Here is a 20,678-nt window from a genome sequence, read left to right on the forward strand (position 1 = left end):
ATGAAATCACTCATCTTGGCAGTATTCATCGCGTGTTCGGGTCTTTTTGTTTCTATGGAATCTTTGGCGAAGCCTGAAGATTTCCAGGGCTTTGTTCAGGTTTCTGCACAACGCGAACTTTACGTTGATTACGTGGCTCCAGAGCGTGGCCTGCCAACGGTGGTTCTTATCAATGGCCTCACCTACAGCACTCGCCAGTGGGAGAACTTTGTTCAACCATTGATTGCTAAAGGTATCGGCGTTCTTCGTTACGATCCGTTTGGGCAGGGACAAACACTTTTGAAGTATGCTCCGATCGTGGCTCCGATTCCGTACCAAGATCAGATCGCGGATTTAAAAGTTCTTTTAGAGAAAATGAAAGTTAAAGGCCCTTATAATTTAGTTGGGCTCTCTTACGGTGGCGGCATTGCCGCTGGTTTTGCCGCCGCTTATCCATCCCTTATTAAAAACCTTGTCATGATGGCGCCGTTCACGCGTCCTTTGGATGGAACTGACAACTGGATTAAGGCGCAGATTTGGGCGACTCGCCAGATCTTCCCTTTAAACAAAATGTCTGATGATGATCTGTACGACTACTATCTTCACCAGATCGTTTATGCGACTTACCCTCAGGCAGAGCCCATTGTTTTGGAAAATCCATTTAAATTGGAAGCAACCTACCGATTGGTTCAAGGGATTCGCAAAGCTCGTCCGATTGATTTGACTCACACAATTCCAGCTCGCGCATTGCACTTGATGATTGCTCGTCAAGATCAGTACATCAACACCAGCGTTCTTGATGAGTATTGGGATGCGGTTCCTAATGAGGCTCGCGCAAGCCGCCTTTATATCAACGGCTCTGAGCACAAGATGGTTGAAGCTGTTCCTAACTTCACGGCGGCGTGGGTTTATGAAATTGTCACTGGCAATAAAAGACTTTTCAAGGGTCAGGATTTCGAGGGTTATCCCTACCGTGGAGAAGTTCGCGCCGGTGATGAAAATATCAAGGTGGGTCGCGAATGATTAACTTCGAAGTTAAAGAAGGACTTGTCCCCGAGGACGTTTTTTTCATTCACGGAAATCTCTCTTCCAATCGCTGGTGGTATCCCTCTGAAGAAATTTGGAAGAAGAATGCAGCCGGGAAGAACTACAAAGGCGCATTGATCTATGCGGAGTTTCGTGGTTGTGGAAAGAGCTCTGCGCCGAAAGATTCAAGTGAAGTGAACTTGCATACCTTTGCTGAGGACTTTATCGGCGTCATTAAGTCTTTGAATCGCGGACCGGTTCATGTTGTTGGACACTCCACCGGGGGTTTAATTGCAGCTTTGATGATGGCAAAAGAGCCAAGCCTTTTCAAAAAGGGAGTTCTTTTGGATCCTGTCGGTGCAAAGGGAATCACCTTTGATCGCTCCATGATTGCTGCTTTTGAACAAATGAAGCAGGACAAGAACCTCACCGCAGCCGTCATTGGATCTACGATTCATAATAATAATCCAGAAACAGATTTCTTTAAGCAAATCGTTGTTGAAGACGCCTTCCATTCGGTGAAAACCGTTGGGCATTGGGTGCTTGAAGCCCTTGATGGGCTTGATGTTCGCGATGAAGTGTCAAAAGTGAAAAATGATGTTCTGGTGCTTCATGGTGAGCATGATCAGCTTCTTCCTGTGGCCGATTCTCAAGCTTTAGCGGGTCTTCTTGTAAACGGAAAGTTCCAGACGATTGAAGGTCAGGGGCATTGCGCGAACGTTGAGTCGCCAGAAAAATTCGTGAATATCGTTCGTAGTTATCTCTTCTAAATTCTCAGTGCCGCCTTGCGGCACTTTTCGCTATCTCATACGGGACGGCTTAATTTGTTGCCCACCCATGGGTTTTACGTTAGTTATCGAATAATAAATTACAATTTTATGACAAAACTATTTTGCGTCTCCTAGGGAGTGCCAACCTATGTCTGAAAATAGAGATGAGTATAATCGTGCTGGTTTGATCGCGTTTGCCTTTACAATGGCATTCTGTTTCGCGTTCTTCTTCTATCTTGTTGCTGTGAACAAGGGAGTGGATTTGGCGGAAAATGTGGTTGATCCCAATGCCCCAGTTGCTGAAGGTGCCGCTCCGGCCTTCGACATCACTCAAGTGAAAGAACCGTGGGTTTCTACACCTGAGCTTGTAGAATACGGAAAGAAGACATTCGCAGCCAACTGCGCCATGTGTCATGGTGCCGAAGGTAAGGGTGATGGTGCTGCGGGTGCGGGTTTGAATCCTAAGCCTCGTAACCTTGTTGAGGGCAAGTGGACTCAAGGGGAAGGCGTCACTTCTCTTTTCAAAGTTTTGCAAAACGGAATCAAAGGTTCATCCATGGCCTCTTATGCTCACTTTAAGTCGGCAGATCGTTGGGCGTTGGTGATGTACATTGATTCAATCACTCAGAATAAATCTAAAGAAGATCCTGCTAAAGTTGCTGAGTTTGCAAAAACGGCTCAATAATTAAGGATTTAAGAATGCTTTCTGCAAAGCTTGTTTTAAATATGAAAACAATGGGAGTGGCGCTGTCAGCGACCGCTCTTCTTTGTTTTTCAGCGAACACGCAAGCTTATGACGGAAAGCCGGCTCCGATGGTTGCGAATGAGCAGCCTAAAGAGCTTGAGGGTGTCGGTATTGACGAAAAATTGGGTGGAAAGGTCGATCTTTCATTAAAGGTGAAAGATGACAATGGACAAGAAGTGACTTTGGGTTCCTTCTTCGATGGCAAACACCCCGTGATTATTTCTCCGGTGTATTTCTCGTGCCCGGGTCTTTGCAATTTCCATCTGAACGGCCTGACGGATGCCTTGAAGTTGATGGAGAACGAGTGGACGGTGGGTAAGAAGTTTAAAATCTTATCTATGAGTTTTGACTCAAAAGAGACTCCCGACTTGGCGGCCGCTAAGAAAAAGACTTACATGAAAATCTATGGTCGCGAAGGTGCTGAAAAGGAATGGCACTTTTTGACGGCGGATGAAGCGACAGTTCAGGCGATCACGCAGTCTTTAGGATTTAAGTTTAAATGGGATGAGTCCCAGAAAGAGTGGGCCCATGCTTCGGCGGCGGTGATTATCACTCCGGACGGCACGATCTCACGTTATTTGCCTGGGATTTTGTTTAATCCCAAGGACATCAAGTTAGCGCTAAACGAGGCGACCGAAGGAAAGATCGGCAGCATTGTAGATAGCTTGGTGCTTTATTGTTTTAAGTATGACCCACATCAAAGCAAGTACACTCTTGCAGCCTTTAATCTGATGAAGATGGGCGGAGCGGTAATGGTTTTGGTGATGGTTTTATGGTTATTGCCGATTTTGATTCGTTCACGAAAGGCGAAGAAGAAAGAGGCGGGGAGATAAAGGTACATGATGTGGTTTAATATTGCGAAGGCCCAATCCTTCATGCCAACGCAAGCAACCGAGATTGCAAAGCAGGTGGACAATCTGTACGGTTTCTTGCTGATTACAAGTTTTATTGCCTGCGTCCTTGTTATTGGCGGGATGATTTTCTTCGTCTGGAAATACAGACGTAGAACTCCCAACGACAAGACTGCGTATATCTCTCACAATACTTTCCTGGAGTTCTTGTGGTCATTTATTCCACTTGTCATCTTCCTCGGGGTGTTTGCTTGGGGATGGTATATCTATCATCAGATGAGAGCGATGCCTAAAGACGCTCTTGAGATCAATGTCCTTGGTAAACAATGGGCGTGGGAAGTTGAATACAAGAACGGCTTTAAAGCTGTAAATGAAGTTGTTGTGCCGGTCGGTCAGGACGTGAAGCTTCTTTTGACCTCCAATGACGTCATCCACTCCTTCTACGTTCCCTCTTTCCGTATTAAACAAGATGCGGTGCCTGGTCGTTACACCGCTTTGTGGTTCCGCGCTGATAAGCTGGGTGACTTCCATATTTTCTGTACAGAGTATTGCGGGACATCGCACTCGGGAATGATCGGCAAACTGAAGGTCGTTGCTCGCGAAGATTTTGATAAGTATCTGGAGCAAGGACAAGAAGAGCGCAGCCTGCCTCTTGCTAAAAAAGGTGAAAAGCTTTTTGCAGTTAAAGCCTGTGCTTCTTGCCACTCGGTGGATTCACCTGCGGCGAAAGTAGGTCCAAGTCTGTTCCAAAAATTTGGAAGAGAAGAAGAGATGGACGATGGTTCGAAAATCGTATTCGACGAAAACTATATTCGCGAATCTATTCTTCAGCCGAATAAGCACATTGTAAAAGGGTTCCCTAAAGGTGTTATGCCTACCTTCCAGGGTCAGTTGAACGAAAATGAACTCAGCGCACTTGTTGAGTACATCAAGGAATTGAAATAAGGAGCGCACCTCATGGCTACAAAATCAGCTCATCACGGTGACAACTACATTAATTATGAAAAAGGCCTGTGGTCTTGGTTAACAACCGTAGATCATAAGCGTATCGGTCTCATGTACATGATCACCGTTTTGTTCTTCTTCTTCGTCGGCGGGGTCATGGCCCTCTTGCTTCGTTTGGAGCTTTTTGCTCCTAATTCAGCAGCGAACGTCGGGAATGTTTTGAAGAATGGCGACGTGTACAACCAAGTATTGACATATCACGGAGCGATCATGGTTTTCATGGTTATCGTTCCAGGTATTCCGGCGATCTTGGGGAACTTCTTTTTGCCTCTTCATATCGGAGCCAAAGACGTGGCCTTCCCGAAAATCAACTTGGCAAGCTGGTACTGCTTTATGGCAGGGGCTATCTTGGCGATCATGACGTTCTTCTTTAAGAAGATCGACACAGGTTGGACTTTCTATACGCCGTACTCAATCCGCACCGGGACCGCAACGGTTCTGATGGTTTTGGGAGCTTTTGTGATGGGGATGTCTTCCGTTTTGACGGGATTGAACTTCATCGTAACAGTTCACAAATTGAGAGCGCCTGGCATGACTATGCACAGAATGCCTCTTTTTGTGTGGGCTCTTTATTCAACAGCGATTTTGCAAATGCTGGCGACGCCGGTTCTTGCGATCACATTGTTGTTGTTGGCGGCTGAAAAACTTTTCGGTGTGGGAATCTTTGACCCGGCTTTGGGTGGAGATCCAGTTTTGTTCCAGCATTTCTTCTGGTTCTACTCGCATCCTGCGGTTTATATCATGATCATTCCTGCGATGGGTGTTGTGTCTGAATTGATCACGACGTTCTCTCGCAAAGTGATCTTTGGTTATACGGCGATTGCCTACTCTTCGTTGGGTATTGCGGGTGTTTCCTTCTTCGTATGGGGTCACCACATGTTTGTGTCGGGCCAATCTGAAGTGGCTGGCATCATCTTCTCTTTCATCACGATGCTGGTTGGGGTGCCGACAGCGATCAAGATGTTCAACTGGGTGGCGACGATCTATAAAGGATCTGTGACTTTTGATTCTCCGATGTTGTTTGCATTGGGATTCTTGTTCTTGTTCGCGATCGGTGGTGTGACAGGGATTATGCTTGCGACATTGCCAGTGAACGTTCACTTCCATGATACTTACTTCGTGGTAGCGCACTTCCATTACGTGATGGTGGGCGGAACATTGATGGCATTGATGGGTGGACTTTATTACTGGTTCCCGAAGATGTTCGGAAAAATGTTCAACGAAGGCGTGGCTCGTATGTCTTTCGTGTTCATCTTCATCGGTTTCAACGTGACGTTCTTCCCTCAGTTTATTTTGGGCGCGATGGGTATGCCACGTCGTTATTTTGACTACATCCCGGCTTATGAAACTTTGAATAAGGTTTCAACAGTAGGTTCTTGGCTGATTTTGACAGGTTTCTTGTTGGCGCTTTATACGATCGTTCAGGGTCTCAGAAAGGGCGAAAAAGCACCTTTGAATCCTTGGAACTCCAAGACTCTTGAGTGGACGACGACGTCTCCTCCTCCTCACGATAACTTTGCAGTAGAACCAATTGTAACAGCGGGGCCATATGAGTACAGATAGCACTACACACGGCAATATCCGTTCAGCTCACGTTTCTCATCACTTTAAAGATGCGAATCAAGAGTACGATAGCGGTAAGCAAGGTATTTGGTTGTTCATGGTGACCGAGATCCTCATGTTCGGAGCGATCTTGGTGGGCTATGCGATTTTCCATCATATCTATCCTGAGATGTTCGCCGAAGGTGCGAAGACTTTGGATTGGAAAATGGGATTCATCAATACTCTTGTTCTGATCTTCTCTTCATTCACGATGGCGATTTCGATTTCCTTTGTTCAGAAGAATGAAACTAAAAAGGCGGCGATTGCTTTGGCAACGACCATCCTTTGCGGTGCGATCTTCATGGGAATCAAGTACTTCGAGTACACTCATAAGTTCCACTTGGGTCTTTACCCTGGAAGATTCTTGGATGTGGCTAAAGTCGGAGCCGAGCATGCCAACCTTGGTATGTACTTTGGATTCTACTACTGCATGACGGGTCTTCACGGTATTCACGTGTTGATTGGTATGGGCTTGATTGCTTGGCTGTTGTTCAGAACTATTCGCGGTGACTTCCACTCTCAATACTGGCTCCCAGTCGAGGGTGTGGGTATTTTCTGGCATATCGTGGATTTAATCTGGATCTTCTTGTTCCCTCTTCTCTATTTGGTGGGGTAGTAAAAATGGGTAGCAATAATTCTCATAACGACGCAAATGTTCTTCATCCGCATATCACGCCGCTGGCGACTTATATTAAGGTCGCTGGTGCGTTGTTTGCTTTGACGTTCTTGACGGTGATCGCACATCAATTCAACGCTCAGTTAGGGGCTTTTGCGGCTCCGATCGCGTTCTTGATTGCGATGGTCAAAGCGGGATTCGTTCTGCTTTACTTCATGCACTTGAAAGACGATACAAACATGAACCGTTTGATCTTCTCGACAGGTTTCTTTTTCTTAATCGTTCTTTTCCTCTTCAGCGTCGTAGATATCTTTACACGTGTGAAAGAGGTTAGTCCTCTATAAGATCGTGCTTAGAACATTTGCAGATCTTACTAAGTTTGGCATAGTCGTGTTCTCGGTCCTCGCGGGACTGGCCGGCTATGTCACTGGTTTCCAAGTCGAAGAATCTTTTAATTGGAAAGAGTTTCTTGAGGTCTTGCTGGGCATCTATTTTATCAGCTCGGGCTCTTTAGCACTGAATCAGGTGCAAGAGTGGAAGCTGGATCAAAAGATGCCTCGAACGGCCAAGCGTCCGATCGCTTCTGGCAAAATCAAGCCGGCGGCAGCGGGAATTTTATCCGTGAGTTTTATCTTTGTCGGACTCAATTTGCTATTTAACTTAGAGCCAGTTGCGGGTTGGGTGGGACTCTTCTGCATCTTCCTTTATAATGTGGCTTACACGATGTACTGGAAGCCTCGCTGGGTTTTTGCGGCGGTTCCCGGGGCCATTCCTGGGGCTTTGCCTGTGACCATCGGTTATGCGGCAGCGAATTCCAATATCTTTAATTCAGAGTCTTTGTATCTCTTTTTGATTATGTTTTTATGGCAAATGCCGCACTTCTGGGTTTTGGCAGTTCGTTATAAAGAAGACTATGCAAAAGGGGGCATTCCCACGTTGCCTGTGGCATTGGGAATGGAAAAGACGCTTTTTCAAATTGGTCTTTATACTTTTGTATATGTCGGTGTGGCCTTAGCAGCCCCGATGTTTGTTCATGCAAGCTGGATGTTTGTTCTTTTAACGTTCCCGTTTGCTTTTAAAGTCATGCAAGAGTTCTATCGTTACTATAAATCCAACGGCACCGAGAGATGGATGGCCTTCTTTATGTGGCTGAATGTTTCTATGCTTGTGTTTATTGTGATTCCCGTGATCGATAAGTGGAACTTTCTGTTCATCCACTCAAACTAAGGCCCTCAACGAGGGCCACTTTCTTACTTTCTAAACTCTTCAGGTGTGTCGATCTGCTTAAAGGGGTGAGACTTTTGGAATGCCTCAAGTTTTAGGCAGTTCTCATTTATCTTTATCAGTGTCGGGTATTTCGAGATGTCGACATTGAATCGTGTGCAGGTCAGAAGTTGTGGGATAAGAAAGAGGTCGGCCATGGTGATCTGATCGCCAAAACTATAAGTTCCTGAAAATTCCTTGAGAGTTGTCTCCAAGGTTTCCAGTCCTTGGGCGGCCCAATGTTGGACCCAGGCTTCCTTTCGCTCTTGGGAATAGCCGTCATGTTTTTCAAGATACTGAAGCGTCTTTAGATTTCCCAGAGGATGCATGAAAGAGTTGATGACTTCACAAACCTGTCGAACGCGGGCGCGAAGATATGCGTCCTGCGGGAACAGGGCCGGTTTTGGGAAAACCTCATCAAGGTATTCCATGATGGCGAAGGATTCGGGAATTACCTTTCCGTTGTGAACAAGCGTGGGCACGCCTCCCAGAGGATTGATCTTGCGATATTCTGGAGAGTGTTGTTCACCCTTCAGCAGACTGATGGGTTTGTAGTCAAACTCAAGACCCTTGATGTGCAAGGCAAGGCGGGCGCGGTAAGAGGTGGAGCTGCGAAAATAGTTGTAAAGTGTAAGTGAGGACATATACTAATTTCAGTCTGGTTTTGTTACTCAGTCAAAGGACTTTTCTGTGCCTAATAGATTTATCTTTTCACTGCGTTTTTCGTCCAAAGTCTTTGTCAAAATGGCAGTCTTGGCTTTGGCCATGATCTTCTTTATGACTCTTTTCCGATTGAATCTGTATTTTTTGTCAGTGTTTCATGCCACTCCGGATGTGGATTTTATAGAAGTTCTGCACTCCTTCATAGCGGGCTTTCGGTTTGATTTGCTGGTATTTGGGTTTATTTTTATTCCTCTTTTTTTCGTTTTGATAATTCAGGCTTTCACGGAAAGATGGCCGCGGTGGATCTTTGCAGCCTATAAAATCTATTTTGTTGGAGTTTGGTTTCTTATCTGCACGTTGTCCTTTATGGACTACTTTTATTTTGCGCGATACGGGGCGCGGATGCGCTTTGAAAACTATATGTCGTGGTCGCCTCAGGTATGGATGGACCAAGTTCAGATTTTGCCAAAAAATCAGGTGTGGATTTTTTGTGTGATCACAGTTCTGCTTTTCAGTTTGGGCTATATGCTGACAAAAAGCCTGAAGTTCGGCGACTGGAAAGACGAATATTCTCCGCAGAGGGGCTCCAAAGTGGAGGTGTTCTTAAGAGTGTTTGTCCCCTTGATTCTGATTGCCTTGGCGGCTCGTGGCACAGTCGAGCCCCATCATTTAGCGTTGGAACACAGCGAGGTGTCCAGTAATAGGGCTATAAACGAGATGGCACTTAATGCTGTATGGTGTTTTGATAAATAGATCAAATTGTGGGACTATCTCAGGGCTTCTTTTAAGAAGTTTATTAGGAGGATTTACGATGAAAAAGTGGGCTCTATCATTGGTGGCGGCTTTGGGAATGATGTCATCTGCAGCGATGGCAGATATTGATTATGGTTTGGAAGTCGGTATTCGTCAGCAGTCTGGTGATTTTGAGGGCGGATCCACAAAATCTCAGATGGGTCTTCAGTTTGGCGCAACAGCACACTTTCCTATTTCCGGTCCTTTGCATCTCAGAACGGGAATGCTTTATACGCAAAGACCTTTGACTGTTGAGGGAACTCCCGACAATAAAGTCACAATGAACTATCTCGATATCCCTGTGGCCTTGATGTACAAGTTCGAAGAATACGCGGGTGTTTTTGCCGGAGTTTCTTTAGCGATGAACTTGGACAAAACAGCCGATGTGGGAACTGTGACAGATGTAAAGTCTCCTCTTTTACCAATTCTTATCGGTGCTAGCTTCAAGTTTGCTCCTAACTTGGGTGTGGCTTTGTACTATGAAAGTGCTAGCGGTGAGGCGGCAAAAAATCTAAAAGACTATCGTGCTGTTGGCGCGAACCTGTTGATTACTTTCGACTAAGGATTTGACGTGAAGCTTGGTTCTTTAAAATCCCCGCACTCTCGTGACGGGGAGCTTTGTGTAATTAGTAAAGATCTTAAGACGGCTGTTAAGGCCACTCATATTTCTGCGAATTTGCGCGAGGCTTTGGAAAACTGGAAAGACAAAGAAGCCTCTTTGCAGAAGATCTATGCGGATCTGAATGCGGGATCGGTGGCAGATTCTTTTCCTGTGAAAGAAGGGGATTTTCACTCGGCTCTTCCGCGCACGTGGCTTTTTGCGGATGGCTCCGCATTCATCTACCATATTAAGCTTGTGCGTATGGCTCGTAAGGCCGCTTTGCCAGAGACTCTGGAAACCGTTCCTTTGATGTATCAAGGTGAGTGTGGTCAGTTCTTGGCGCCAACGGAAGATATTCCACAACGGGATTTCTCACACGGAACCGATTTCGAGGGTGAGGTCGGGGTGATTACGGACTTCGTACCGATGGGCGTAACTCCCGAGGAAGCTCTTAAGTGTATTCGTCTTTTCGTTCTCATCAATGACGTTTCTTTGCGAGGATTGATTCCTGAGGAATTGGCTCAAGGTTTTGGATTTTTCCAAAGTAAACCGGCGTCGGCTCTGTCACCATTTGCGGTCACAGCTGATGAATTAGGAAGTGGCTGGAAAGAGGGTCGCATTCACTTCCCGTTGCAGGTGAACTACAATGGTCAGTTTTTTGGAAAAGCCAATGCTAGTGCGATGCATTTTCATTTTGGACAACTGATTGCTCACGCGGCAAAAACGCGAAATTTAGCGGCGGGGACAGTGATTGGAAGTGGAACTGTTTCTAATGAGAGTCACGAAAATGGTTCAAGCTGTCTTGCTGAAAAGCGTATGATTGAGCAGATTGAAACGGGTTCGATTAAGACACCCTTTATGAAATCTGGCGATACCATTGAGATTCAGATGCTCGATGATAAGGGTCAGAATATTTTTGGAAGAATCTTTCAAAAGGTGAAGGCTGTTTAAACCTTCACCTTTCTTTTCTTAAAGTGCTTCAATAACACCGCAGGCAATTCTTGGGCCTGAGTTTCCGGCAGGTTGAGATTTCAAGTCGTCTTTATCTTGATGGATGATCACGGCTTTTCCAATAATGCTATCTGTACCAGGTTTCATAGTCAGCCCTTCAACAGTTAAAGATGTTGTGGCTTTTCCTTTATTGTTAGCCATCAAATTTCCAAAATCGCCGGCATGATGGCCATTGACCCCAGGGGCGCCGTGAGTGCTATGGGCAGGGTTGAAATGTCCGCCCGCCGATGAGAAATCGGCCTTAGAGCAGTCTCCTGTTTCATGCAAATGAAAGCCATGGGGTCCCGGCTTAAGGCCTTCAACCATGGTTTCGATTTTCATTTTTCCACCATCTTCGCTGAAGTGAATGATGCCTTTGACTTTAGATCCATTGGCAGCTTTCAAGACGGCTTGGGCCTTTGTGGGGGCGACAGGCGTTGCAATCGCCTCTGCAGCAATCGTTGTTTCAGCTTGTTTTGGTGATTGTGCGCAGGCCATAAAGGTCAATGCCAGAATACTTGTGATGAAGATGTTTTTCATAAGATAGGTCCTTTCATGTTTTAACACTATAGGAGCCATCTTACTTTGTTAAGATGAGATGTCATTACCGATTGGAAATATAGGCCAGAAGTCCAATCACAATAATGGTCGTTAGATAAAACAAAATGACCACACGACCTAAGCGAATTTTTGGGGCGAGAAGCGCTCGGGTAGCTAGAGTTGTCATAACTACCTCCTTCTTTTCTATGTCAATTATCTCACAAGTAGCCAGGGCCCCTCCAATAGATATTATCTAAGTGACATATAGATATAATCTTTTGGAGGAGCTATGAATACGAACTCGAATAGGACGGTGCAGGCCTTATCTAAAACTTTGTCTGAAGAATATGTTCTTATGCTAAAAACGCAAAATTTCCATTGGAATGTCGAAGGGCCTTTGTTCTTTTCTTTACATCATCTATTTGAGTCGCAGTACAAGAGTCTAGGGGAAAAAGTGGATGTCGTGGCGGAAACGATCCGCACCTATGGCGTTAAATCCCCGGGGAGCTTTCGCGACTTTCTAAAGACATCTCTGATCGACGAGGCTCCTGCGGATGCGATCTCGTCTCATCAGATGGTGGAAATTCTTAATAAGGATCATCTATCAATGGCCGCGCGTTTGAAGGAACATCACGAGCTAGCGGAAAAGGCAGGGGATGTGAATGCCATGGTTATTTACGAAGATCTGATTTTGTTCCATGAAAAGTCCGCCTGGATGATTCGTAGTCATAGGGCATAAACAGATGACAGAGAAGTCTATGCCCAGGGAAGCTGAAGGAGAAACAAGGAGACTTCGATATGTTCACTATGCTTGGCGCACTCTTCTTCTCTATGGCCATGGCTCAAGAAAAAGTACAGGTACAAAACTTAACGCCTCAAGGGTTTGTAAAGTCTGTTGAGCAGGTGCGGATTGAGTTTTCTCACCCGATGGTTCGTTTTGGAGACATTAAGCTAGAGGCGCCGGCGCAAAGCTCTTGTTTTAAAGATGGCCAAGGTCGTTGGATAGATACAAAGAATTGGGTCTATGACTTTAAGCAGGCTCTTCCTGGGGGAAGTGCGTGTTCGGTGACGGTAATGGGGAAGAGTTACCATTTTAATACCGGTGGTCCCCATATCAAAGAAACCTTTCCCATGCGATACCGCCCGATCGATCCTTTGCAGAATTTTGTGCTGATGTTGGATGCCCCGGTAAAAATACCTTCTTTGCTCGAAGGAGCTTATTTTGTTGTTGAAGGGTTGGGGGATCGTATCCCGATCGAGGTGCTGGAGGGAAGTTCGGCTCAGAAAATTAAAACAGCGGCCGAAGATGAATATCGATATGAGAAAGAAAGCTTTAAGGGGGACTTTGTCGTTATCAAGGCGCAAAGAGCTTTGCCTCCCGGGGCTCGCGTCAGTTTTATTTGGGGAAAGAAAGTACAGTCTGTTTCGGGGTTTTCTTCTCCTGTGGACGAGGTGTTAGAATTTACGGTGGCTGAACCCTTTAAGGCTGACTTTAGCTGCGATCGCGAAGACCCAGGAAAACCCTGTGTGCCATTGTTGGGAATGCGTCTTTCATTTACCTCGGCGATTTCTCTAAAAGACGCAAAAAATATTTATCTAGAAACCAAAGACAAAAAGAGAATGGCCCCGTCGGGGCTTGAGGATTTGGCGACTCAAGACAGTATTTCTTACCTGGAGTTTAAGGGTCCTTTTTTGCCCAACGCGGAATTCAAGTTGTTCCTGCCGTCAGACCTTAAAGACGAGGAGGGACGAACTCTTTCTAATAAGAATCAGTTTCCTTTGATTGTCAAAACGGGAGAACAGCCATCTCTTTTAAAATTTGCCTCGGACTTTGGACTTATTGAGGCCGGGCCGGAAGCGGCGTTGCCTGTCACCCTAAGACGAGTTGAAAAAACTCTTCAGACACAATTCATAGGATGGACGGGGCAATGGAAGGCCTCACAGTTTAAAGAGATTCTAAATAGTCTGAGTGAAGTTCAAAGAAGTCCTTATGATGTGACAAGGCTTGCGACTTTGAAGAAGCTTCCATCTCAAAAAATTCAAGTGCAAAAACCTTTGAAGGCGTCAGACACAGAAGTCGTGGGTATTCCTCTAAAGAAAACCGGTTTCTACATTGTCGAAATGGAAAGCGCTCTTTTGGGGGAAAGTTTATTGGCACGGAAAACGCCTTATTATGTACGGGCGGCGGCTTTAGTTACAAATTTAGCAGTGCATCTGAAACACACCAACCAGGAAGCCTGGGTGTGGGTGACAGAATTAAAGAACGCACAAACTGTTTCACAGGCTCAGGTAAAACTTTATGATGTTCAAGGTAACGAGGTGTCTCGAGGTGTCACTGACAACAAGGGTTTGGTTCACTTTCAATTTAAGAAGCCTCTCAATGAATGGTCTACGCGCAGTGAGTCCTCATTTTATGATGGTTTTTTTGCGATTGCTGAAAAAGACCAGGATTTTAGTTTCACGCACTCTTCTTGGAATCGTGGAATTGAGTCGTGGCGATATCAACTTGGGACAGCAGATTACGCCTCACCCCTTATTGCTCATGCGATTCTAGATCGAACTCTTTTTAAACCGGAAGAAGTTCTTTCGGCAAAAATTATCCTAAGAAAAACTCAAAGTCAGGGCCTGGTATTGCCGTCCGAGATGGAGTGGCCTGCAAATATCCTGTTGTCTCATGATTCGGGTTTGCAGTCTTTCAAAGTGCCTCTGAAGTGGAACAAACAAAAAGGGACCGCTTTGCTTAAGTGGAATTTACCTCCTGCCATTAAAATGGGTCATTGGAGTTTAGTTTTGGAAAAGGAGAAGCCCGCCCTGTCTCTTCCCGTTGGTGGATTTTCTGTGGAAAGCTTTCGAGTTCCTTTGATTCAAGTGCGCTTGAACTCTCAATCTCCTTCCTATGTTTTGGAAAAAACGGTGCCTGTTCAAGTTTCGGGGACTTACTTTGCCGGAGGACCGGCGTCTCGTCTTGCGATGAAGATGAGATGGAGTGTGGAGCCCAGCAGCTTCTTTGCGCAAGATGAGGAGCTGCAAGATTTTTCATTTGCTAACGGAACGGTCAAGGAGGGTCTTTTTAGATCAGGCGAAGATGAAGGGGCTCGTTATATTCCTCAAAGTGGTGTGGAAAACTTTGAGTTGGATCAAAAAGGGGGCGCAGAGATTCCCCTTAAAAACTTAAAATATGGAACAGGTCCGCAGAAGTTAAGAACGGAAGTCGAATTCAAAGATCCCAATGGAGAGATTCAGACGGCTATTCGCTCGTTTGCGATGTGGCCGTCCTCTGTTGTTCTGGGTATCAAATCAAAATCTTGGTGGGCCACCCCAGATCTCGTCGAATTTGAGGTTGTGGCTTTAGACCTCAATCAGAACCCGGTTAAAAATCAAAAAGTTCAGGTGGATCTCTATACCAGCCGCTACTACTCTCACAGAAAGCGCCTGGTGGGAGGCTTTTATGCCTACGAGGATTTTAGAGAGTTTCGCAAAGTGGGTGAACTGTGCCGTGGTGAAACCAATGCCCAGGGTCTATTTAGCTGTATGGGTAAGTCGAAAATCGCAGGGTCCGTATTAGCAGTGGTTTCAACAAAAGATTCTCAAGGTCATGAGAGTTATGCAAACGTGAATCAATGGATTGTGAAGCCGGGAGAACGTCAGTGGTTTGGTTCTGAAGACAATGATCGCGCCGATTTGATCCCCTTCAAGAAGGCCTATGAGCCCGGAGATGTGGCGGAGTTGCAGTTGCGAACTCCCTTCCCAACCTCGAAAGTTCTGGTGACTGTCGAGAGGGACTCGGTGCTGTCGTCAGAAATTGTCGACGTTCAGGGAGACCGTCCGGTCATCAAGGTGCCAATTAAAAAAGAGTACGCACCCAATGTTGTCATCTCAGCCTTTGCGATTCGGGGTCGCCTCAGTGACCCCAAGCCGACAGCCTTGGTTGATCTAGGTAAGCCGGCATTTAAGTTGGGAATGGCCAATCTCAAGGTCGGTTGGAAAGAGAATGCACTTAAGGTCTCAGTTAATACGGATCGCAAAACATATAAAGCTCGACAACGGGCCGTCGTCACAGTGAGTGTGAGCGATGCCCTCGGTCGTCCCGCGGCGCGAGGCGAAGTTACCCTGGTGGCTGTCGATGAGGGTCTTTTGGAGCTTCGTGAAAATGAGTCCTGGGATCTTCTTAGGGCGATGATGAGACTTCGTCCTCACACTGTGGAAATGGCGACGGCTCAAGCCTTGGTGATAGGTAAGCGTCACTTTGGTTTAAAGGCTCTGCCTATCGGAGGTGATGGGGGAGGCGCTCTTCGTCGGGAACTTTTTGATACTCTTTTATACTGGAATCCTTCCATCACCTTAGATAGCCGCGGAGAGGCTCGCGTGGAGATTCCTTTGAATGACTCAACGACCAGCTTTCGGATCGTTGCGATTGCTCAACAAGGGGCGGATCAATTTGGAAATGGTTGGACTTCGATACAAAGTTCTCAAGACCTGATGATTTTGCCGGGACTTTCCAAGGTGGTTCGTGAAGGGGATGTTTTTATGGCTGGATTCACAGTCAGAAATGCCTCTGCCCAAACTCAAGAGGTGCAGTTGAGTTTAAGAATGAATCCAAAAATGGCAGGTCAAGAAGATCAGAAGATTCGTTTGAATCCTGGAGAGGCCAAAGAGATTCAATGGAGAGTTCAAGTTCCCTCGGTCGATGTTTTGGAATATGTTCTGACCGCAAAAAATAACCAAGGAAAGGTTCTGGACGAGATCAAGAAGGTGCAGACAGTTTTACCTCTGCGCGTGGCGCGCGTTTATCAAAGCGAATGGGGCTCCTGGCCTGATTTTAAAAGCCTGTCGCTGACAGCGCCAAAGGACGCGGAACCCAATAAAAGTTCTGTGGTGTTCGAACTGAGCACGGGACTTGGAGGATCTCAGGTCGGGATGAAAGAGTTCTGGAAAAATTACGATTACACTTGTCTTGAGCAGCTTGTCTCTAGAGCGATCTCTCTTCAGGACAAAAAAATGTGGTTGCGATTGGAAGAAAAACTGAGCACTTACATGGACGGAAATGGGTTGCTTCGCTATTTCCCAAATTCTAACTCAGTGGGCAATGTCAATCTCACCGCCTACGTTCTAAATATCGCCCATGAAGCAGGTTTTCAGTTCCGGGAAGAAAATGAGAGTCGTTTGCTTGAGGCTTTAAGTCTTTATGCCGAAGGTAAACTTAAAGAAGAAGTCGACGTGAGTCGGGTTGATGAAACCCTTAAAAAGGTGACCGTCTTTGAGACGCTTTCAAGATATCGTCGCTTGAATATCGATTTATTAACGTCATTGGATTTTCAGGGGACTCAGTGGCCGCTCTACTCTTTGGTGGAGTGGTATCAGATTCATCTTTGGGAAAAAAATATTCCACAGAGAGAAAAAAAGATTTCCGAGATCGAAACTCATTTACGAAGTCGCTTCTATTTTTCCGCCAAACGTTTGCAGCTGAAAGATGAAAAGATGGAGACGATGCCTTGGATGATGAGAGACTCAGAAGGAGCCATTCTTCGTTTAATTCTGGCGACTCTGAATCAGACTCAATGGAAAAATGATACACCTCGATTGTATCAAGGGGTTCTAGCGCGGCAACATAATGGGTCATGGTATCTAACGACGGACAACGCTTGGGGCAGTATTGTCATGAAGAAAGTGCAAGAGGCTTACGAAAAAGAGAAGGTACAAGGTACTTTCGTGGCAGAGCTCGGAGCCAAAACAGTGCAACATGACTGGGCTAAGGGATCCTCTGCGGTCATGGCGTTACCGTGGTCGTCACCAGAGAGTCAGTTGAAATGGCGCCAAGAGGGTGAGGGAAAGCCGTGGATCACAGTTTCGGCGAAGGTCTCAGTCCCTGTTACAAAACCAACCTTTGCCGGATTTTCAATTGAGAAAACCGTGACTCCTGTCGAACAAAAGAAAGCGGGCGTTTGGAGTGTGGGAGACGTAGCGAAAGTGCAACTAAAAATTAAAACCGCGGCTCCGCAGGCCTGGGTTGCCATTGAAGATCCTATTCCTGTCGGGGCCAGCGTTCTACAAAGCAGCTGGTCGACGGCCGTGGAAAGAAAAGAAGAACTGATTCGGTTTTATTACTCTTGGTTTCGCGGTGAAGAGGTGGTCGAGTATACAATTCGTTTTAATCAGGCTGGAACTTATGTTTTACCAGTTTCCCGCGTTGAAGCGATGTACAGTCCCGATCTTTTTGGTGAACTGCCCGAAAGCAAATGGACGGTTTTTTAATGATAAGAAAGACAAGTCTTGCGCTGGCATGTTTTGTTGCTTGGGGAGGGTTCGCCGGAGGCTATTTGCACGGTTCCCTTCCAGAGGTGCCCTCTTATGAGCAGACGCAAAGATCTTATAGAACGTCAGAACTGTTTCTCTTGGATCGCGAGGGGAAACCGCTTCATCAGTGGCGACAAAATAGTCACGAACGATCTTTTTCTTGGGTGAGTCTGCGCGAGGTGTCTCCCGCATTCATTGAAGCCCTCCTTAAATCAGAGGATAAAAATTTCTTTAATCATGCGGGAGTGGATGTCTCAGCTTTAGGAGCTAGCGTCTATCAAAGATTTTTCAGGGATTCCCCCCGAGGCGGCAGTACTTTGTCGATGCAGCTTTTGAAGCTTCTGCATGAGGACAAGGTGCTCTATCAAGGTTGGGTGGGAAAGCTTCGGCAGATTCTTGCGGTATCTCGTTTGGAGTCAAGTTGGACGAAGTCGCAAATCTTAGAGGCATATTTCAATTTAGCACCCTTTCGCGGAGAGCATCTGGGACTGGCCAGCGCCTCATGGTCTTTGTTTGATAAGATGCCCTCTGGTTTGACCTTGAAAGAGTCGACTCTTCTGGCGGTTCTTATTCGTTCACCGAATGCAAATAGACAAGAGTGGAGTGAGCGAGCCTGTTGGCAGGAACCGTCCTTTTGTGAAGACTTCAAAGTGTCATCAAAGGAGCTTGTAAACAAAAGATTGAACCCTCTGATAGATCAAAGGGCTTTGCATTTAGCACAGAGACTGAGCAAGACGGGATTGACGGGCTCTCTGCGAACGAGTCTTGATCGGAGTTTGCAGATTTATACTCAAGAGCTGGTGCAATCTCAGATTCGCAGTCTTGAGTCTCAGAATGTTCATGAGGCAGCCGTGTTGGTAATAGAGAATCAAACCGGCGAGGTCTGGGCTTATGTGACGGGAACCTCTCAAGAGAAGAATCGTTATGTTGATGGTGTTCAAGCATTTCGACAAGCCGGTTCGACGCTCAAACCTTTTTTGTATGCGACGGCGTTTGAGAAAAACATATTGCATGCCAATTCGTGGATTGAAGATTCGGCCGTTGATATCGTTTTTGATCGAGGTGTTTATAAACCTCAGAATCATGATCGTCAGTTTTATGGATGGATTCCGGTAAAAACGGCCTTAGCCTCGTCTTTAAATGTGCCGGCGGTGAAGGTGTTTAAGCTTCTGAACGATGATTCGTTCTGGGGTAAACTTAAAGAATTGAATTTTCAAAATTTGCGAGATCCTGACTACTACGGCCCCGCTTTGGCATTGGGTGTAGCAGATGTGACTTTAGAAGACCTAACCCAAGGCTATCGGGCGTTGGCTTTGAATGGAAAGTATTCAGCTCTCCGTTTTCAGGAGGAGGCATCGCCACCACAGTTTCGACAGGTTTTCAGTGAACAGAGCGCGCAGGAAGTGGCGCAAATTTTATCCGAAGGGCAGAATCGATCTTTGGGTTTTGGTTTGGATTCGTCATTGTCTTTAAGCGGAACTTCGGTGAAGACGGGCACCAGCAAAGACATGCGCGACAATTGGTGCGTTGGATTTAACGAAAAGTTTACTGTGGGTGTTTGGGTTGGAAATTTCTCTGGCGAACCAATGTGGAATGTTATGGGGATAACCGGGGCGGCTCCGATTTGGAAGAAGGTGATGGAGAGATTGCAGGAGCGGTTTCCTGTGAAAATGCCCGCTCGCGATCTGTTGGCCTCGTCGCCGGGGGAGGCGACCCCAGAGACATATCCCCAAGCACGGGTGTTGTATCCTCAAGATGGAATGATTTTAGCCTTGGACCCGGCGATCCCCGAGGAACATCAAAGAATGCCTTTACTTGTCGAAGTTCCCAGATCTTCAGGTTGGTCGTGGCAGATTGATAAAAAAAAGAAGATTGCTGTGCAAGGCCCGTATTTGTGGACGCCCACTTTGGGGCGCCATACTTTTGAGCTTTATCAAGAAGACAAGCTGATGAAGAGCATCCAGGTGTTGGTAAAGTAATTAAATATCGTAGTGGAAAACGATGGGCATTTGAATGTCCGGATGAAGACTTAATTTCACCGGGCAAGTCAGAGCAATTCCCTCAATCTTTTTGCGATAGTCGTGAGGGACATTCTGAGGAAGGTGCAAAACCACGGTGAGCTTGCTGATGCGGCGAGGATTTATGGTCATTTCCTTTTCAACCGTCACTCGAGAGCCTTTAAGTTGAACGCCGTCTTTTTCTGCGGCAATAGCCATCACGGTCAACATACAGCTTCCGGTTGCCGCGCCGACAAGATCGGTGGGGGAAAAGAGTTCCCCTTTGCCATTGTTATCTTTGGGCGCATCTGTAGCAATGTGAGCCCCTGAGGGCCCATGAGTGATTTCGCAGTGTTTTTCGCCTTGATAGAGGGCAGACATTTTGACCATGGACAGCTCCTACTGTCATACCATGGCCTCAAAAAACAAAGTCGTCAATATTAGGACGACAGGCCTTCAATAATTTTCCGCAAGCGCATCTCAGAAGACTTCGACATATCTGCATAGACTTTGCGCAGATGAGTTGAGCGCACGGGGTCGTTCTTTGAGGATTTCATTTCTCGACCGAACTTAAGAGCTGCACAGACACTTTCAATGACCACTTTTCTTTTTGAGTCTTTAGTAATGAAATCAAAGGCACCCAGGGAAAGTGCTTCAAGCGCACGTGAGTGATCGCCATGAGCCGTGAGAACCACGAAGGGCGTCATTTGCCCCAAAGAACGAACATAAGCAAGGAACTTAAGGCCGTTCATCTGAGGCATTTCAATATCTGAAAGAATAGTGTCAAACTCTTGCTCTTTAACGTACTCAAGGGCGGCCGCCCCATTTTCGGCTTCGACAATCTCATCGACGAATTCTTTGAGGAAGTGTTTTAACAGCTCTCGAATATCAGAGTCGTCTTCCACTATCAGTAGACGGCTTTTCTCTTCTTGCAGTGGCATCTA

Annotated in this window: 20 protein-coding genes; 15 read left to right on the forward strand and 5 right to left on the reverse strand. The window is 46.2% G+C overall.

Annotation, left to right across the window (positions count from 1 at the left end; all coding sequences use genetic code 11):
* The 9 genes from ACM64D_RS00995 to ACM64D_RS01035 all read left to right on the forward strand — a co-directional run bounded on the left by ACM64D_RS00995 (position 1) and on the right by ACM64D_RS01035 (position 7,821).
* Positions 1-1,002, forward strand: coding sequence for an alpha/beta fold hydrolase (locus ACM64D_RS00995; RefSeq protein WP_415061312.1), 1,002 nt, complete (start codon positions 1-3; stop codon positions 1,000-1,002).
* Positions 999-1,775: an alpha/beta fold hydrolase gene (locus tag ACM64D_RS01000; protein ID WP_415061313.1), complete on the forward strand. Its 777-nt coding sequence runs from the start codon at positions 999-1,001 to the stop codon at positions 1,773-1,775. Before ACM64D_RS00995 ends, ACM64D_RS01000 begins: the two co-directional genes overlap by 4 nt.
* A 148-nt stretch (positions 1,776-1,923) precedes the next feature.
* A complete protein-coding gene (locus ACM64D_RS01005) occupies positions 1,924-2,460 on the forward strand; it encodes a c-type cytochrome (RefSeq protein ID WP_415061314.1) in 537 nt (178 codons plus the stop codon).
* Between the two features lie 14 nt (positions 2,461-2,474).
* On the forward strand, positions 2,475-3,353 hold the full coding sequence (locus tag ACM64D_RS01010; RefSeq protein ID WP_415061315.1) for an SCO family protein: 879 nt from the start codon (positions 2,475-2,477) through the stop codon (positions 3,351-3,353).
* Between the two features lie 6 nt (positions 3,354-3,359).
* Positions 3,360-4,316 (forward strand): cytochrome c oxidase subunit II, encoded by a 957-nt coding sequence (gene coxB / locus ACM64D_RS01015; RefSeq protein ID WP_415061316.1) that lies wholly within the window; start codon positions 3,360-3,362, stop codon positions 4,314-4,316.
* 12 nt (positions 4,317-4,328) lie between these two features.
* Positions 4,329-5,939 carry a cytochrome c oxidase subunit I gene (gene ctaD / locus ACM64D_RS01020; protein ID WP_415061317.1) on the forward strand — a complete coding sequence of 537 codons (1,611 nt, stop codon included), beginning with the start codon at positions 4,329-4,331 and terminating at the stop codon, positions 5,937-5,939.
* On the forward strand, positions 5,926-6,594 hold the full coding sequence (locus ACM64D_RS01025) for a cytochrome c oxidase subunit 3 family protein (protein ID WP_415061318.1): 669 nt from the start codon (positions 5,926-5,928) through the stop codon (positions 6,592-6,594). Before ctaD ends, ACM64D_RS01025 begins: the two co-directional genes overlap by 14 nt.
* 5 nt (positions 6,595-6,599) lie before the next feature.
* The gene (locus ACM64D_RS01030) at positions 6,600-6,938 is read left to right on the forward strand and encodes a cytochrome C oxidase subunit IV family protein (RefSeq protein ID WP_415061319.1); all 339 of its coding nucleotides are present in this window, start codon (positions 6,600-6,602) and stop codon (positions 6,936-6,938) included.
* A 4-nt stretch (positions 6,939-6,942) separates the two neighbouring features.
* Entirely contained in the window at positions 6,943-7,821 is an 879-nt protein-coding gene (locus ACM64D_RS01035) for a protoheme IX farnesyltransferase (RefSeq protein ID WP_415061320.1), read from the forward strand.
* Between the two features lie 23 nt (positions 7,822-7,844).
* Here the strand turns inward: ACM64D_RS01035 and maiA are convergent, their stop codons facing one another.
* Positions 7,845-8,501, reverse strand: coding sequence for a maleylacetoacetate isomerase (gene maiA, locus ACM64D_RS01040; protein ID WP_415061321.1), 657 nt, complete (start codon positions 8,499-8,501; stop codon positions 7,845-7,847).
* A gap of 100 nt (positions 8,502-8,601) precedes the next feature.
* Here maiA and ACM64D_RS01045 point away from each other — a divergent pair, with 100 nt between their 5' ends.
* From ACM64D_RS01045 to ACM64D_RS01055, 3 genes are read left to right on the forward strand one after another with little or no spacing between them, the layout of a single operon-like run.
* Positions 8,602-9,273 carry a hypothetical protein gene (locus ACM64D_RS01045; protein WP_415061322.1) on the forward strand — a complete coding sequence of 224 codons (672 nt, stop codon included), beginning with the start codon at positions 8,602-8,604 and terminating at the stop codon, positions 9,271-9,273.
* Positions 9,274-9,331: 58 nt separating this feature from the next.
* The gene (locus ACM64D_RS01050; RefSeq protein ID WP_415061323.1) at positions 9,332-9,874 is read left to right on the forward strand and encodes an outer membrane beta-barrel protein; all 543 of its coding nucleotides are present in this window, start codon (positions 9,332-9,334) and stop codon (positions 9,872-9,874) included.
* 9 nt (positions 9,875-9,883) lie between these two features.
* The gene (locus tag ACM64D_RS01055; RefSeq protein WP_415061324.1) at positions 9,884-10,864 is read left to right on the forward strand and encodes a fumarylacetoacetate hydrolase family protein; all 981 of its coding nucleotides are present in this window, start codon (positions 9,884-9,886) and stop codon (positions 10,862-10,864) included.
* 18 nt (positions 10,865-10,882) lie between these two features.
* Here ACM64D_RS01055 and ACM64D_RS01060 read toward each other — a convergent pair whose 3' ends face one another.
* Positions 10,883-11,443, reverse strand: a complete 561-nt coding sequence (locus ACM64D_RS01060; RefSeq protein WP_415061325.1) for a superoxide dismutase family protein — start codon at positions 11,441-11,443, stop codon at positions 10,883-10,885.
* A 64-nt stretch (positions 11,444-11,507) separates the two neighbouring features.
* Positions 11,508-11,630 (reverse strand): hypothetical protein, encoded by a 123-nt coding sequence (locus tag ACM64D_RS01065; protein WP_415061326.1) that lies wholly within the window; start codon positions 11,628-11,630, stop codon positions 11,508-11,510.
* Positions 11,631-11,732: 102 nt separating this feature from the next.
* On the opposite strand from ACM64D_RS01065, the gene ACM64D_RS01070 reads away from it, so the two are divergent.
* From ACM64D_RS01070 to pbpC, 3 genes are read left to right on the forward strand one after another with little or no spacing between them, the layout of a single operon-like run.
* Positions 11,733-12,182: a Dps family protein gene (locus tag ACM64D_RS01070; RefSeq protein ID WP_415061327.1), complete on the forward strand. Its 450-nt coding sequence runs from the start codon at positions 11,733-11,735 to the stop codon at positions 12,180-12,182.
* 59 nt (positions 12,183-12,241) lie between these two features.
* Complete coding sequence (locus ACM64D_RS01075; RefSeq protein ID WP_415061328.1) at positions 12,242-17,695, forward strand: alpha-2-macroglobulin family protein; 5,454 nt, start codon at positions 12,242-12,244, stop codon at positions 17,693-17,695.
* Entirely contained in the window at positions 17,695-19,716 is a 2,022-nt protein-coding gene (gene pbpC / locus ACM64D_RS01080; protein ID WP_415061329.1) for a penicillin-binding protein 1C, read from the forward strand. The genes ACM64D_RS01075 and pbpC overlap by 1 nt, the downstream gene beginning before the upstream one ends.
* On the opposite strand, the gene ACM64D_RS01085 is transcribed toward pbpC, so the two are convergent.
* Positions 19,717-20,124, reverse strand: coding sequence for an OsmC family protein (locus ACM64D_RS01085; protein WP_415061330.1), 408 nt, complete (start codon positions 20,122-20,124; stop codon positions 19,717-19,719). It abuts the gene before it with no gap.
* A gap of 50 nt (positions 20,125-20,174) precedes the next feature.
* Entirely contained in the window at positions 20,175-20,675 is a 501-nt protein-coding gene (locus ACM64D_RS01090; RefSeq protein ID WP_415061331.1) for a response regulator, read from the reverse strand.
* Positions 20,676-20,678: the final 3 nt, after the last annotated feature.

Source organism: Bdellovibrio sp. (genome assembly GCF_047637665.1).
Classification (GTDB): domain Bacteria; phylum Bdellovibrionota; class Bdellovibrionia; order Bdellovibrionales; family Bdellovibrionaceae; genus Bdellovibrio.

Coding starts and splice junctions, on each gene's coding strand:
- ACM64D_RS00995 (WP_415061312.1), top strand. CDS start 1: ATGAAATCACTCATCTTGGCAGTATTCATCGCGTGTTCGGGTCTTTTT.
- ACM64D_RS01000 (WP_415061313.1), top strand. CDS start 999: ATGATTAACTTCGAAGTTAAAGAAGGACTTGTCCCCGAGGACGTTTTT.
- ACM64D_RS01005 (WP_415061314.1), top strand. CDS start 1,924: ATGTCTGAAAATAGAGATGAGTATAATCGTGCTGGTTTGATCGCGTTT.
- ACM64D_RS01010 (WP_415061315.1), top strand. CDS start 2,475: ATGCTTTCTGCAAAGCTTGTTTTAAATATGAAAACAATGGGAGTGGCG.
- coxB (WP_415061316.1), top strand. CDS start 3,360: ATGATGTGGTTTAATATTGCGAAGGCCCAATCCTTCATGCCAACGCAA.
- ctaD (WP_415061317.1), top strand. CDS start 4,329: ATGGCTACAAAATCAGCTCATCACGGTGACAACTACATTAATTATGAA.
- ACM64D_RS01025 (WP_415061318.1), top strand. CDS start 5,926: ATGAGTACAGATAGCACTACACACGGCAATATCCGTTCAGCTCACGTT.
- ACM64D_RS01030 (WP_415061319.1), top strand. CDS start 6,600: ATGGGTAGCAATAATTCTCATAACGACGCAAATGTTCTTCATCCGCAT.
- maiA (WP_415061321.1), bottom strand. CDS start 8,501: ATGTCCTCACTTACACTTTACAACTATTTTCGCAGCTCCACCTCTTAC.
- ACM64D_RS01045 (WP_415061322.1), top strand. CDS start 8,602: ATGGCAGTCTTGGCTTTGGCCATGATCTTCTTTATGACTCTTTTCCGA.
- ACM64D_RS01050 (WP_415061323.1), top strand. CDS start 9,332: ATGAAAAAGTGGGCTCTATCATTGGTGGCGGCTTTGGGAATGATGTCA.
- ACM64D_RS01060 (WP_415061325.1), bottom strand. CDS start 11,443: ATGAAAAACATCTTCATCACAAGTATTCTGGCATTGACCTTTATGGCC.
- ACM64D_RS01065 (WP_415061326.1), bottom strand. CDS start 11,630: ATGACAACTCTAGCTACCCGAGCGCTTCTCGCCCCAAAAATTCGCTTA.
- ACM64D_RS01070 (WP_415061327.1), top strand. CDS start 11,733: ATGAATACGAACTCGAATAGGACGGTGCAGGCCTTATCTAAAACTTTG.
- ACM64D_RS01075 (WP_415061328.1), top strand. CDS start 12,242: ATGTTCACTATGCTTGGCGCACTCTTCTTCTCTATGGCCATGGCTCAA.
- pbpC (WP_415061329.1), top strand. CDS start 17,695: ATGATAAGAAAGACAAGTCTTGCGCTGGCATGTTTTGTTGCTTGGGGA.
- ACM64D_RS01085 (WP_415061330.1), bottom strand. CDS start 20,124: ATGGTCAAAATGTCTGCCCTCTATCAAGGCGAAAAACACTGCGAAATC.
- ACM64D_RS01090 (WP_415061331.1), bottom strand. CDS start 20,675: ATGCCACTGCAAGAAGAGAAAAGCCGTCTACTGATAGTGGAAGACGAC.